General features: G+C 63.8%; 13 protein-coding genes. All 13 read left to right on the plus strand.

Annotation, left to right across the window (positions count from 1 at the left end; translation table 11 throughout):
• The first annotated feature begins 4 nt into the window (after nt 1-4).
• The 13 genes from HYG77_RS25720 (at nt 5) to HYG77_RS25780 (ending at nt 13,257) form a co-directional block, all read left to right on the plus strand.
• On the plus strand, nt 5-811 hold the full coding sequence (locus tag HYG77_RS25720; protein WP_208961053.1) for an enoyl-CoA hydratase-related protein: 807 nt from the start codon (nt 5-7) through the stop codon (nt 809-811).
• A complete protein-coding gene (locus HYG77_RS25725; RefSeq protein WP_208961054.1) occupies nt 804-1,586 on the plus strand; it encodes an enoyl-CoA hydratase-related protein in 783 nt (260 codons plus the stop codon). The genes HYG77_RS25720 and HYG77_RS25725 overlap by 8 nt, the downstream gene beginning before the upstream one ends.
• Nucleotides 1,587-1,596: 10 nt before the next feature.
• Complete coding sequence (locus HYG77_RS25730; RefSeq protein ID WP_208961055.1) at nt 1,597-2,709, plus strand: acyl-CoA dehydrogenase family protein; 1,113 nt, start codon at nt 1,597-1,599, stop codon at nt 2,707-2,709.
• Entirely contained in the window at nt 2,706-3,704 is a 999-nt protein-coding gene (locus HYG77_RS25735; RefSeq protein WP_208961056.1) for an acyl-CoA dehydrogenase family protein, read from the plus strand. Before HYG77_RS25730 ends, HYG77_RS25735 begins: the two co-directional genes overlap by 4 nt.
• Before the next feature lie 39 nt (nt 3,705-3,743).
• The gene (locus HYG77_RS25740; RefSeq protein WP_208961057.1) at nt 3,744-4,691 is read left to right on the plus strand and encodes a zinc-binding dehydrogenase; all 948 of its coding nucleotides are present in this window, start codon (nt 3,744-3,746) and stop codon (nt 4,689-4,691) included.
• 649 nt (nt 4,692-5,340) lie between these two features.
• The gene (locus HYG77_RS25745; RefSeq protein WP_244373172.1) at nt 5,341-6,228 is read left to right on the plus strand and encodes an ABC transporter permease; all 888 of its coding nucleotides are present in this window, start codon (nt 5,341-5,343) and stop codon (nt 6,226-6,228) included.
• On the plus strand, nt 6,228-7,106 hold the full coding sequence (locus tag HYG77_RS25750) for an ABC transporter permease (RefSeq protein ID WP_208961058.1): 879 nt from the start codon (nt 6,228-6,230) through the stop codon (nt 7,104-7,106). Before HYG77_RS25745 ends, HYG77_RS25750 begins: the two co-directional genes overlap by 1 nt.
• Nucleotides 7,107-7,110: 4 nt before the next feature.
• Entirely contained in the window at nt 7,111-8,199 is a 1,089-nt protein-coding gene (locus tag HYG77_RS25755) for an Mce family protein (RefSeq protein WP_244373175.1), read from the plus strand.
• The gene (locus HYG77_RS25760) at nt 8,196-9,212 is read left to right on the plus strand and encodes an MlaD family protein (RefSeq protein ID WP_208961059.1); all 1,017 of its coding nucleotides are present in this window, start codon (nt 8,196-8,198) and stop codon (nt 9,210-9,212) included. Before HYG77_RS25755 ends, HYG77_RS25760 begins: the two co-directional genes overlap by 4 nt.
• Complete coding sequence (locus HYG77_RS25765) at nt 9,197-10,216, plus strand: MlaD family protein (RefSeq protein WP_208961060.1); 1,020 nt, start codon at nt 9,197-9,199, stop codon at nt 10,214-10,216. Before HYG77_RS25760 ends, HYG77_RS25765 begins: the two co-directional genes overlap by 16 nt.
• A 1-nt stretch (nt 10,217) precedes the next feature.
• Nucleotides 10,218-11,303, plus strand: a complete 1,086-nt coding sequence (locus HYG77_RS25770; RefSeq protein ID WP_208961061.1) for an MlaD family protein — start codon at nt 10,218-10,220, stop codon at nt 11,301-11,303.
• Complete coding sequence (locus HYG77_RS25775; RefSeq protein WP_244373178.1) at nt 11,300-12,295, plus strand: MlaD family protein; 996 nt, start codon at nt 11,300-11,302, stop codon at nt 12,293-12,295. Before HYG77_RS25770 ends, HYG77_RS25775 begins: the two co-directional genes overlap by 4 nt.
• Nucleotides 12,292-13,257, plus strand: coding sequence for an MlaD family protein (locus HYG77_RS25780; protein WP_208961062.1), 966 nt, complete (start codon nt 12,292-12,294; stop codon nt 13,255-13,257). Before HYG77_RS25775 ends, HYG77_RS25780 begins: the two co-directional genes overlap by 4 nt.
• The last annotated feature ends 20 nt before the right edge of the window (nt 13,258-13,277 follow it).

Genomic DNA, 13,277 nt, shown 5'->3' on the forward strand with positions numbered 1-13,277 from the left:
GTCGATGACTCTCATCGAACACACCATGGACAACGGGATCGCGAGAATAGTCCTCAATCGCCCCGACAAGAAGAACGCCATCGACACGCGGATGTGGGCGGAACTCGAACGCGCCCTCGGCGATGTCCGCCGCAGCCCGGACGTCCGGGTTCTCGTGCTCAGCGCCGCGGGCAATGACTTCTGCGTCGGCGCGGACCTGTCCTCGGCGGAAGCATCCGGGAACGAGCTCGGCGTGTCCCACCGCACCCAGCTCGAGCGCATGCAGTGGATCAACAGTGTGGTGCTCTCGCTGCGTGCGCTGAAGATCCCGACGATCGCGCGCGTCGACGGGCTGGCCGTCGGAATCGGGATGAATCTGGCGATGTGCTGCGACTTCGTCGTTGCCAGCGAACGCGCCCGGTTCTCGGAGATCTTCATTCGACGGGCGTTGACCGTCGACGGGGGCGGCAGCTGGCTGTTGCCCCGCCTCGCCGGCATCCGGCAGGCGAAACGCCTGTGCATGCTGGGTGAGATGGTCTCGGCCGACGAGGCGCTCCGCCTCGGACTGGTCACCGCCGTGACGGACGTCGAGGCCCTCGACGGCGCCGTCGAAACCTTGGTCGGCAAACTGGTCAGCCATTCACGCACGGCCCTCGCCCAGACCAAATCGCTGCTCGACGACGCCTACGACTCGACGTTCGAGCAGTCACTCGACAGCGAGGCGCGGGTGCAGTCCCTGAACGTGGCAGGGGACGACTTCAAGGCGGCGGTCGCGGCCTTCACCACGAAGTCGGCGACACCGGCGACGAATACGGAGGTCGCTGGTGGCTGACATCGAGTACAGCTTCACCAACCATGTTGCGACGATCCTGTTGAACCGGCCGGCGACGAAGAACGCCTTCACTCTCGAGATGGTCGAGACCTGGGCTCGGTCACTGCGTGCCGCAGAGGCCGATCCCGACGTCCGCGTCGTCGTCCTGAAAGGGGCGGGTGGCACCTTCTGTTCCGGAGTGGATCTGGGTGCGCTGGCGGACCGGGAGCGCACACCGCTGTCGCAGAGAACCCTGCTGACCGAACACGTCCACCACGTCGCCTACGCCGCCCGTGACCTGAGCAAGCCGTACCTGGCTGCTGTCTCAGGTGCGGCCGTCGGAGCAGGAATGGACATGGCGCTGATGGCGGATATCCGCATCGCCGGCGAGTCCGCCCGGTTCTCCGAGGGCTACGTCCGTGTCGGGTTGGTTCCCGGTGACGGTGGCTGCTTCTACCTCCCGCGCATCGTCGGTGTCGCACAGGCTCTTCGGCTTCTGTGTACAGGGGAATTCGTCGATGCGGCCGAAGCCCTGGACATCGGACTGGTCAGCAAGGTCGTACCCGAGGACACACTCGATTCCGCAGTCACAGAACTGGCGGCCCAGCTTGCCGCACAGCCACCGATCGCCGTCCAAATGATCAAGCGTTCCGTGTACTTCGGGATGGAACAGGATCTCCGGACCGCCTTGGACACCATCTCCTCCCACCTGGCGGTCGTGACATCGACCGCCGACTCGGCGGAAGCCCTCTCTGCATTCAAGGAACGACGTCCCGGCGTATACGCCGGGCGCTGAAAGGCCCGACATGACAACCGAGTCACCGGACGGCACCTTCGCCCTCCGCAGCGAGGTGCGCGAGCTCACCGCGCAATGGCGCACCGCCGGCAAGTACACACCACGCAGCGACAACTGGTTGCGGGGGTTCGATCTCGAATTCAGCAAGGAACTTGCCTCACGCTGGCTCATCGGAGTCAGCTGGCCCACCGAATACGGCGGACGTGGTCTGTCGGCGATCCACCGGCTCGCTGTCGCTGAGGAGCTTCTGCGGGCCGGCGCGCCGGTCGCGGCCCATTGGGTCGGGGACCGGCAGATCGGCCCCGCGGTCCTGCGGCACGGCAGCGCCGAACTCAAGGGCGAAATCCTTCCCGGCATCGTTGCGTCGGATTTCGTGTTCTGCCTCGGAATGAGTGAACCGTCCGCAGGTTCGGATCTCGCCGCCGTCAGCACGTACGCCGAGCCGGTCGAAGGGGGTTGGCTGGTCAACGGGCGCAAGATCTGGACCAGCGGGGCCCACGACGCCACCCACATCTATCTGCTCGCGCGCACCGACCGAAAAGTGGCCAAGCACCGCGGACTGAGCGAATTCATCGTCGACATGGCGTCGGACGGAATCAGTGTCTCCCCGATCGTCGACATCACCGGCGAACGACACTTCAACGAGGTGCTGTTCGACGATGTCTTCGTTCCCGAACACCGCGTGCTCGGTGCGGTCGGAAACGGGTGGAAGCAAGTCGTCGAACAGCTCTCGTTCGAGCGCGGCGGTCCCGAACGGTTCCTGTCCACCTACCCGGTCCTGGCACGAATGCTCGACGTCGCCGATCCCGCCGATGCGTCGGCCAAGGGTGCGGTGGGGTCACTGGTCGCCCGGCTGGCCACCCTTCGCAGACTCGCCTTCGAGGTGGCCCGCAAGATCGACCAGGGGCATGCACCGGTCCAGCAATCGGCAACGTTGAAATATCTGGGCAACGCATTCGAACTCGACGTCCTCGAAACCGCCCGGACCATCCTGCCGCCCTCCGAGAACCGGCCCGACAGCCTGCTCGGTCACGCCCTGCTCGCCTCACCGGGGTTCACCGTGCGTGGCGGTGCCGCGGAGGTATTGCTCGGTTTGATCGCACGTGAGGAAAAGAGAACATGACAGACACCTCGCAGGAGCTCGTGGAGCTCATCACCGACCTGGCGAGTGACTCCACCCTGCCCGTGGCCGGAGATCTGCCCGGACTCTGGCCCAAACTGATCGAACTCGGCCTGACCACCGTGGGAGTACCGGAAAGGGCCGGCGGATCCGGCGGCACCCTTCACGACCTCGTCGTCCTGGTCCGCACACTCGCGGCGCAAGGAGTGAGCACCCCCTTGGCGGAAGCCGCTCTGGCGAATCAGATCCTCGGCGAAAGTGGAGGTGAGATCGCCCGCAGCACCATCGCAGTCGTCGGTCACACCGGCGGAAGCGACGCGATCACCCTCTCCGCCGTTCCCTGGGCCCGTCATTGCGAACGCCTGGTGACCGTGAACGAGGACAGGGTCGGCGTGATCGACCTGACGGCCCCGGGCGTGGCAATCACCCCCGGAACGAACCTGTGTGGTGACGCGCGGGACGACGTGAGCGTTCCCGCAAACGCATGGCAGGAACTGTCGGGCCCCTCCACCGCCGCCGATGTCCTCGGCCGGCTCGCGCTGCTGGGCTCGGCCGCCCTGACCGGCGCGATCGAGGGCACCTACGGCTTGGCGTGCCTGCAGGTACAAACGCGGGAGCAGTTCGGTCAGCCCCTGATCGAGATTCCGGCCGTCGCGGCCAATCTCGCAGAACTGAAGGTGGCGCTGCTCGAGTCCGGGTCCGCACTCGACCGTGCCGTCGAATCGGTCACGCTCGAGGCCACCGGACGCACAACCGTGGACCCGACCGCCGTGACCGCGCGGATCATGGCGTCACGGGCCGGTACCCGGGCGGCTCGCATCGGGCATCAACTGCATGGGGCATTGGGAATCACTCGCGAGTACCCCCTTCACCACTACACCACCAGAATCTGGGCGTGGCGGGACGAACCGGTCAGCGAGAGCCGATGGCTCGCGTGCCTCGGTGAGCTTGCGCTCAGCCAGGGCGAACATGCCCTCTGGGAAACCCTGACCGCCTGAGCAACGCCCGCCAGGACCCTGACACTGAGGATTTCGCAGATGCAATCGGTCTACATGACCCAACCGGACGCCCACGAGCCGCTGAGCGCACTTCGATTCGGTGACCTCCCCCTGCCCGACGTGCTCCCGGGATGGACAACGGTCACCGTCAAGGCGGCCTCGCTCAACCACCACGATATCTGGTCGCTGCGCGGAGTCGGGATCTCCGAAGCCCGCCTTCCGCTGATCCTCGGCTGTGACGCCGCAGGATTCGACGACACCGGCCGCGCAGTGCTCATCTACCCGGTCGTCGATGACGGCGGACGAAGGTCGGTGCTCTCCGAACGCCATCACGGTACCTTCGCCGAGTACGTCACCGTACCGACGGCGAATCTCGTACCGATTCCCCAGGGGATGACGATCGAGGAGGCCGCCTGCCTCCCCACCGCCTGGCTGACCGCGTACAAGATGCTGTTTTCCCGGGCACACGTCTCCGCGGGAGATCTCGTCCTCATTCAGGGCGCCAGCGGAGGCCTGTCCACAGCACTGATCATGCTCGCGAGTGCGGTGGGAGCGCGGGTATGGGCCACCGGCAGAACCGACGACAAGCGTGCCTTCGCCACCAAGATCGGAGCTGAGGCCACCTTCGAGTTCGGTGCCCGGCTTCCCGAGCGCGTCGACTACGTGATGGACTCGGTCGGGGCCGCGACGTGGAACCACTCGCTCAAATGTCTCAGGGCCGGCGGCACCATGGTCGTTCCCGGCGCCACCAGCGGATACGAAGCGACGATCAACCTTTCGCTGATCTTCGCCAAACAGCTCGCGATCCTCGGGTCGTCGATGGGCTCGGCTTCCGAACTCGCCGACCTCGTGAAGTTGTGCGTCGACCGAGAGATCCATCCACCCATCCACGCGACGTTCCCGCTGCGCGAGGCGAGTACCGCCTTCCAGGCTATGCAGAACGGGGTCGCCATGGGAAAGCTGCTCCTCCTTCCCGGTCAGGAGTAGCCGAATCGGGCGGCGTAGGACCACCGGGCGCGGGCTCGGCGGGGCACGCCATCAACGATGCGTGCCGGCAGAACCGCCTCCCTTCCTGAAGCGTCCGTTCCCGGGCCGCGAGCCACCAGGGATCAGGTGCGCTTCCCCAGACCGCCGGTCGGCCCCAACGCACGCGACCACGAAATCGCGTGGTCGCGTGCGCAGGGGCTTTTCTCGCTTTGTGAGGGGCCGGGCACACATCCGCTTACCCGCTGAATTCTGCCGCGAGCATTAGGTCAGAACGGGGCTCCCGTGCACGGTCACCGGCAGCGACGGTGTATTGAACACCAGCATTGACGTAAAGACAGGTGACAGGTTACGCTCTCCGTAATGTGACATCAGTCACGGGGCCGCGAGTCGCATACAAGTGGTGAGTGGTCACCGTTCCGTACATCGCGGCTCGGGATAGTCTCCGCGCGCACACGGCCATGGAAACCCCAGTGCCGGTGCGCCGGAGGTTCCGTCGATATCGATGGCTACGGGCACGCCCGTATGTTGCACAGCCGTGAGAGATCGGCACACCTCTGCTACCCGAGTGGTTGGTGAAAAAGAAAGGTAATCGACCTGTGAATACGCAGGCGCACGTGACGACCCCCAACGCTACGGAAGTGGTGGAACGATGAGTACGTCGCTAGCGGGGATGCAGACGCTCGGGGCAGAGAAAGCCACCGCCCCGCATCCTCCGTCCAAACCGGCTCGGGCAGAGAGGATTGCGAAGTATCTCAGGGAGAACCCGACACGCAGTCTCGCGACGATCGGACGCTCTGCCAGGCTCGGCGGCAATGTTGTGCGTTTCGCCGTAGCAGACACGCTGGCGTTGAAGCTTCCCCTCCGCGAGGTCGTCGAGCAGATGTGGAAACTGCTGAAAGTCACCGCGTTGCCGGCGTTGCTGATGGCCGTACCGATCGGCGCCGAGGTTTCGGTTCAGGTCGGCGGCATCATGAACCAGGTCGGTGCGAACTCGCTCGCCGGGGCCGCCAGTGGGCTCGGCGTCGTCGGTCAGGGCGCCCCGATGGCCGCCGGATTGCTCATGAGTGGTGCGGCGGCGTCCGCGATCGCATCCGATCTCGGAGCACGCGCGATTCGCGAGGAGATCGAAGCGATTCGCGTCATGGGTATCGACCCGGTCCAGCGCCTGGTCGTACCGCGATTCCTGGCCATGATCGCTATCGCGCCGATGCTGTGCATCATCATCATCGCTGCGGGAGTCTCCGCGGGACTACTGATCTCCGCAAATGTCAATGACGTCGTACCGGGTAGTTTCTGGCAGTCGTTCGGTGCATTCGCCACGCCCACCGACCTGGTGTTTTCGATACTCAAGTCGCTGATCTTCGCGGCCATGGTGGTGATCATTGCCGGTCTGCGTGGGCTCGAGGCCAAGGGCGGGCCGACGGGGGTCGCCAATGCGGTCAATGCATCGGTCGTTCTCAGCGTCTTCTGCATCTTCGCGGCCAACCTCCTCGTGAGCCAGCTGCAGATGATGTTCTTTCCGGCGAGGTTGGCGTAATGGCGATCAACAACAGCGCACACCGCCGGCATCACCGCCCGATAGCCGACCTCCTGCCCGTCGGCAAGCTTACGCGAGCGTTCCGGGCCGGAATCGAAGAAGTCGGACAGATCACGGTATTCGTCGGCAAGACCATCTACCTGTTGCCCAAGACTGTCCGTCACTACCGCAAGCAGACCGTCACGACCATGAACAACATGGCCTGGGGCAATGGATCATTGGTGGTCGATGGCGGCGTGGTCAGTCTAATGTTCTTCCTCGGCGTCGCAGTGGGCGCCGTGGTCGCGATCCAGGCGTTCATGGCATTCGACCTGCTGGGATTCGGAGCCCTCACCGGAATAATCGAGTCGTTCGGCAACATCCGAGTCATTGCCCCCATCATCACCGGAATCGGGTTCGCCGCCCAAGCCGGTTGCCGCATGACCGCCGAAATCGGAGCCATGCGAATCTCGGAAGAAATCGACGCCACCGAATCCATTGGTCTGCAGGCCATTCCTTTCGTCGTCGGAACACGACTGATCGGAAGCATGCTGGTGGTCCTTCCGGGCTACCTCATGGCCCTCATGATCAGCTTCATCACCGGTGGATTGATCGTGAAGATATTCCACCGTCAGCCCGCCGGCACCTACGACCACTACTTCGCCCAGTTTCTGAGTGTTCCCGATCTGGTGGCATCAGTTGCCAAAGTGTTGGTCTTCTGCGGAGTCGTCACACTGATCCACTGCTACTACGGGTACTTCGCATCCGGGGGCCCGGCCGGCGTCGGATCCGCATCCGGACGGGCGATCCGCGCAAGTCTTGTCGCGATCGTCGTACTGAACTTTGTGATGACGGTGATCATCTGGGGATTGAGCCCGGAACTGGTGTTCAAGGGATGAGAACATGACAAAATCAAGAAATCAGGACTTCCTACGGGGATCCGCAACCACACAGTCCCGCATGCTGGCAACGACCGGCATCGCCGTGGTCACCGCCATGACAGTGGCAGCCGTCGCCACGGTATCGATGTACCCGCGTCTGACCGCGCCCGATGGGATCGCGGTCGGCATCGAGGTTCCGCAGGTCGGGCCGGGAGTAGCAGAGGGCACCAAAGTCGTCTTGCGTGGGCAGAGCATCGGCGAGGTCACAGCACTCGCGCGAACGCGATCAGGTGCGGTGCAAATGCAACTCGCACTGTCCGAGGACCAGGTCTCCGGATTGACCGACAATTTTGAGCTCGACTTCCGTCCGGAAAACTACTTCGGTACCTCTGCGGTCAACCTCATCGCTCAGCCAGGCGGCGCGGAGCTCGAGTCCGGTATGGAGCTCCAACGCACGCCGCGAGGCGACTTCACGATGTCGACGATGATCGAACGGGGCTCGCTGACGATCGACGGGACGCTGACCGACCAGATGATCTCCTCTCTCGACAAGTCCGTGCACTATCTCGACGGGCTGACCCCATGGATCGAGACGGGGGTGCTGGTGGCCGACCGCGTCGCCGCCACCCAGCAGGCACTACCGAGCAACCTGATCGAGCACTTCAACGAAATCCTCTACGCCATACCGGGTTTCAGCGATCAAGCGATCGAAGGATTGATGTCGATCTACAACAGTGCTTACAATCGCCGCCCTGACGGATCCGTCGGCGTCGACGACACGTTCATGGACGAGACGAATGCTGCACTGAGCATCGCAGGTAACAAACTGTTCGGGCAGGCGGGAGCCTTGCTCGCGTCACACGGAACCGAACTGACCCCGTTGACGCAGATCGTCGTCGAGGCGACCGGTGTCATTCCCCACCTACTCAACAGCGGTATGAGTCCGGAGGCCACCAGCGAGATCATCCGCCGGCTCGACTCGGCCTTTGTCGACACTCCCGATGGACAGCGGCTCCAACTGCGCCTTGTTCTCGACGGATTCCCGGCTCTTGCGGCGCCGCTCGGACTCGGCGCCGTGTCGGCGCCCGCCCAGGACCAGGGAGAGCGATGAACACCCGCGCCGCCTACATGGCTACCATCGTCAAACTCGCAGTTGCAGCAGCCATTTCATTTCTGCTGTTCACCCTGGTGATCTCGGCCATGAAGAGCCCGGTTACCGGTGAAACGCGCAGCTATTCCGCCGAGTTCTCCGATGTATCCGGCCTCGGTTCCCACGGTGATATCCGGACCAGGGGAGTGCGAATCGGCAAGGTCGAATCCATCGAGTTGCATCGGCGTGGCGGTAGCACAGTCGCCGAGGTGCGCTTCAGCATGGAGCAGCCCTACCGACTCACCGAAAACACCACACTGTCCGTCAAGTATCAGAACCTGACCGGCGTGCGCTACATCGACGCCGATTTCGGGGACGGATCAGGTCACGAGGTCGATCAGTTGCCGATCGACAGGACGCGCCCGTCCTTCGACATCACCGAACTCTTCAACGGCCTGCAACCGGTGCTGGCCACGATGAGCACCGATGACATCAACCGATTCGCCGAAAACGCGATCACAGTTTTGCAAGGCGATGGAGGCGGATTGAAGCCGATGCTCGACGACGCTCAGAAGATCGCCGATCTCGCGGCCGATCGGGAACAGGTGATCTCGACGCTGACGGCCAATCTGGCGCGAATCTCCGACAGCATGGGTGGCCGATCCGACGAAGTGGTGGAATTTCTCCGCTCGTTCAGCGTTCCGATCGCCAGTGCGATGACGGTCCTCGACGAGTTCCCGAAGACCGCGGCGTACGGTCCCGAGTTCCTGAGACCGATCAAGCGGTTGCTCGACATGATCGGTTTGCAGCCCGGTACGGACATCGAAGCCATCGTGGCCTCCGCATTCTCCTCCGCCGAGGAGACGGCCCGAGCCCTGAGTCTGCTGCCAGCCTCCATCGCAGGACTCCAAATTCCCACCAGTGTGGGTGCCGATCCAGGTGGACCAGGATGCAGTCACGGCGTTGCTACGTTGCCAACCGATGTCCAGGTCCTCCTCAGTGGAAGCGAGGTCGTCGTATGCAGCGCGCGGTAACCACCAGAAGGCCGCGCCCAGGCGTCCGGCGAGTGCGGTCGTGGTTCGACAACGACATCCGGCTCGGCGTCGGCGTGGCGGCGTTGGCGGTGTTGGCGCTCGTCGCGACCACCGTGCTGTACGTGAGCCCACCGGGGCGAAAGTCCGTGACATTCGAAACCACCGACGTCTCCGCCATCTCGGTAGGACAGGATGTGCGCGTCGCCGGAATCTCGGTCGGCAAGGTGACGGACGTCGCCCTCGACCAGGAAACCGTCCGCGTCAGCATGGAAGTCGAGGACGACCTGTTCGTCGGCACCGATTCACACGTTCAAGTGCGGATGCTGACACCCGTCGGCGGCTACGCGATCACCCTTGTTCCGCTCGGAGAATCACCGCTCGGGGAGCAACCGATTCCCACGGCGCAAGTGACCGTCCCATACTCCATCGGCGATGTCCTGCAAGCCGCCCCGAACGTGACCGACCAGGTCGAGGGCGAAACCATCGACGCCAACCTCGCCCAGGTGGCCGACGCGCTGACCACCAACCCGGGCTCGGTGGAGTCGATGATCTCGGGAATGACCGCAATCGCTCGGGTGATGGACCGGCAGCGAGAGCAGGTCACGACCATCACCGGGCTGGCGAACGAGTACCTAACCTCGTTCAACGTCAACCGCGAACTCGTCTTCAACCTTATTCGCGAGATGGACATGGTGTTCTCGACCTACAGCACGACTCATGCGGGCTTCAACGAGTCATACCTCCTGCTCGGCGAGGTTCTCATGAGCATGGCCTCGGTCGAGCGCTACTACCTCGACCACAAAGAGGAAGTCGCGGCAGCCATCACCCAGGTGCGGAGCCTGATCGAGGAGTTCAACACCTCCATGGGGCCCGCGATGGACGCCCTCATCGCAGCACGGGACCAACTTGCGACATGGCTGACACCCGAAGGCCTCGCCACGATCAGCGGAGGAACCCTCATGGCATCTGACATCTGCATACCGGTACCGGGACGGCAGTGCTGAGATGAACAAGAAGAAGCTGGCGACCACTGCCGCCACCCTCACCGTTGCCCTCGCGCTGGGCGCAGCCGGCATCGCGGTCGCGCGGACCGTCGCCACCGACTCCACTCGCTCGTACTGCGCCGAGATGCCTGACGCAGTCGGCCTCTACGCGGGAAATCCGGTGACGCAAATGGGGTTCGAGGTGGGACGTGTCGAATCGATCGTGCAGAAGGGCAGTCACGTCGAGGTGACCTTCACCGCGGACAGCGACCGTGACCTTCCCGCCGACGTCCAGGCGGTGACTAGATCGAAGTCGATCCTCGCCGACCGCAGCCTCGAACTCGTCGGCAACTATGCGGCCGGCCCGACCCTCGAACCAGGGACCTGCATTCCACTGGAGAACAGTCATACCCCGAAGAGCATCTCCGAGGTGGTCTCCTCCGCGGCCGACTTCATCAAGGCACTGGCCCCGGAAGACAAGCAGAAGACCATCGCGATGGCGGTGGCAGGGCTCGACGAGTCGCTGCGCGGTCAGGGCGAGAGCGCGCGGACCATGATGGAGCACGCCGCCGAGGCGATGGACGACCCCGACAAGTTCGTTGCCGACATCGGCTCCTCGATCGTGAATATGGCGCCCCTGAGCGAGAGGGCCCTCGCCGACTGGGCGGCAATCACGAGCCTGGTGCAGCATCTGCCCGCCGTCACCGAAGCCGGTATCGAGCTGTGGCCCGGAGTCGTCGATGTCTGTCAGGGCATCGCCTGGCTGGTACGGACGCTCGAGGACATCCAAACCAACTACGGCAACGACATCTGGCCGTTCGTGCACGGACAAGTGACCGATGCGATCGCGATGACGGCAGGCAGAACAGGCGATATCAACAGCATGCTCGGCACTCTTCCCTCCCTGGAAGGACTCGTCAGGCAGCAGGCAACGAGTGCCAGCGGCCCCCACATCCAGTACACCCCTCCCACCGTCGCGGTCAACGACGAACTGTGCGCGGTCCTCGACCGATTGCGCCCGGGCAGTTGCCAGCGCACGGACACCGGCGCACACGTCTCGGCCACCGCGTGGATGGACTACACGCTCGTGAACGGGGCGGCACAGTGAAAGCATCGATTGTATCGGGCCGGCGAGTCCGAATGCTGGTGGCGTTGGCGCTGATCCTCGTGGCCTCCGCCTGCTCACTCAGGCCTGAAGACCTGCCCTCGGTGCGCGGCGGTGTCGGTGCCGACTACGAGCTGTCGATCGAGTTCGCCAGTGTCATGAATCTCCCCAACGGCGCCGACGTCATCATGGACGGCGTCCGGGTCGGCGAAGTCCACGACGTGCAGATCACCGACGACAGCGTCGTCGTGCATACCGGTATCCGCGACGACACGCGCGTCCCCGCCGGCATCCGCGCGATCGTTCGGCAGAACACGCTCCTCGGCGATACCTACGTTGCCCTTGTTCGAGACCCCGACGCTCCCGGTGGGGAGTATCTCGCCGAAGGGGCGACCGTTCCGGCCAGCCGGACCACCTCACCGCCGCAACTCGAGGACACGATGGCGGTACTCGCCACTTTCATCAACGGCGGGAGCATCCGGCGGATCGAGGACGTCATGGCACGGGTGAACACCGTGATGCCGTCGGTTCCGGAAATCCAGAAACTCTCCTCCATCGTCTCGGTCGATCTTCATGACCTCGGCGATCGCACCGGAAGCGTCGATCGCATGCTCTCCGAGATGGACTCCACCGCCGTTGCGCTCGGGGACAACGAAACCGAACTCTCGACGTTGTTCGACTCTTCGTCGGTGCACTACTGGCGGCGGGTGGCCACCAACATCGTGGCGCACATCGGACAGATCCTCCCGTCGATCGGTAGCGTCTACGAAGGTGGTCTGTGGATGGTTCCGATGCTCGAATCACTGGCCGACACAGGAGACTCCATCGTCGGGTACTCGTCCGCAACCGTGGACGTGTCCAACTTCCTTCGGACGACCCTGATCCCGTTCGCAAAGAATCCTTCGGTCGACATCGTCTCGGTGAACACACCGCAAGGCGACCAGATGGTCGCGGACGCCGAAAACATTCTGCGCATGTTGGGAGCTGTGAAATGAGCCGGCGCACCAGTCTGTCGATCATCGGGATGACCGTGATCGCAGCGCTCTCGTTCGTCTACATGATCAACTCCGGACTCCGAACCGGGATCCTGGAAAAGGTCAAGACAGCACGAATCGAGATTCCCGACACCAATGGGCTCGTCGTCGGATCTCGGGTTCTCCTGCGCGGTATCGCAGTCGGCGAGATCACCACGATCACCGCGTCGGCCGAACAGATCGACGTGGCGTGGAAGTACGACGAGGGCGTTGCGATACCGGCAGACAGCACATTCCGGGTGGACAACTTGTCAGCGCTCGGCGAACCATATCTGTCGATTCGGCCCGACTCGGCGTCCGGGCCCTACCTCGACGACGCGGCCCTCGTTCCGGTGTCTCAGGTCGAAGTTCCTACGACCTTCGAAGAACTGTCCGAACGCCTCACCAACCTGCTCACTCAGGTGGAACCGGACAAAGTGCAGGAGATCTTCCGCACGTTCGACATCGCATTGCCCGACGACCCGCGGGTATACAGCAACCTCTCCCGGGCCGGAGAACTGATGGCGTCCGAGATAAGCAGGAATTCAGACAGCTTCACCACGTTGCTCCGTACCCTGCAACCGCTGCTGCTCGACAGCGCGCCCATCCCTGAGGGGCTGCGCGGAGCCACACCCTACGCCGCCGAATTCGGTGCCGGGTTCGAGAACGTCCTCACCGACGGCGTCCATTTCGTTGTCGAGCGCGGACCACTACTCCCCGGAATCACCAACGGAGCCAGCCCCTTCATCGCTGAACTCCAGCAGTTCCTCGACGCGACTGCCGGCGATCTCCACACCATCGGCGTCGATCTCCTGCCCGCGGTATCGGCGGGGGCGCAGAGCCTCCGCACGATGGACATCAGCGGACTCCTCGACAACGCCCTCACCGCGACGGCGTCTGGAGACGCATTGACCGTACACATACAAAACCCGGGAGGCCGATGACAGAAACAGACCGAATTTGA

It is taken from the genome of Rhodococcus sp. ZPP (assembly GCF_017656075.1).
In the GTDB taxonomy this organism is placed as follows: domain Bacteria; phylum Actinomycetota; class Actinomycetes; order Mycobacteriales; family Mycobacteriaceae; genus Rhodococcus_F; species Rhodococcus_F oxybenzonivorans.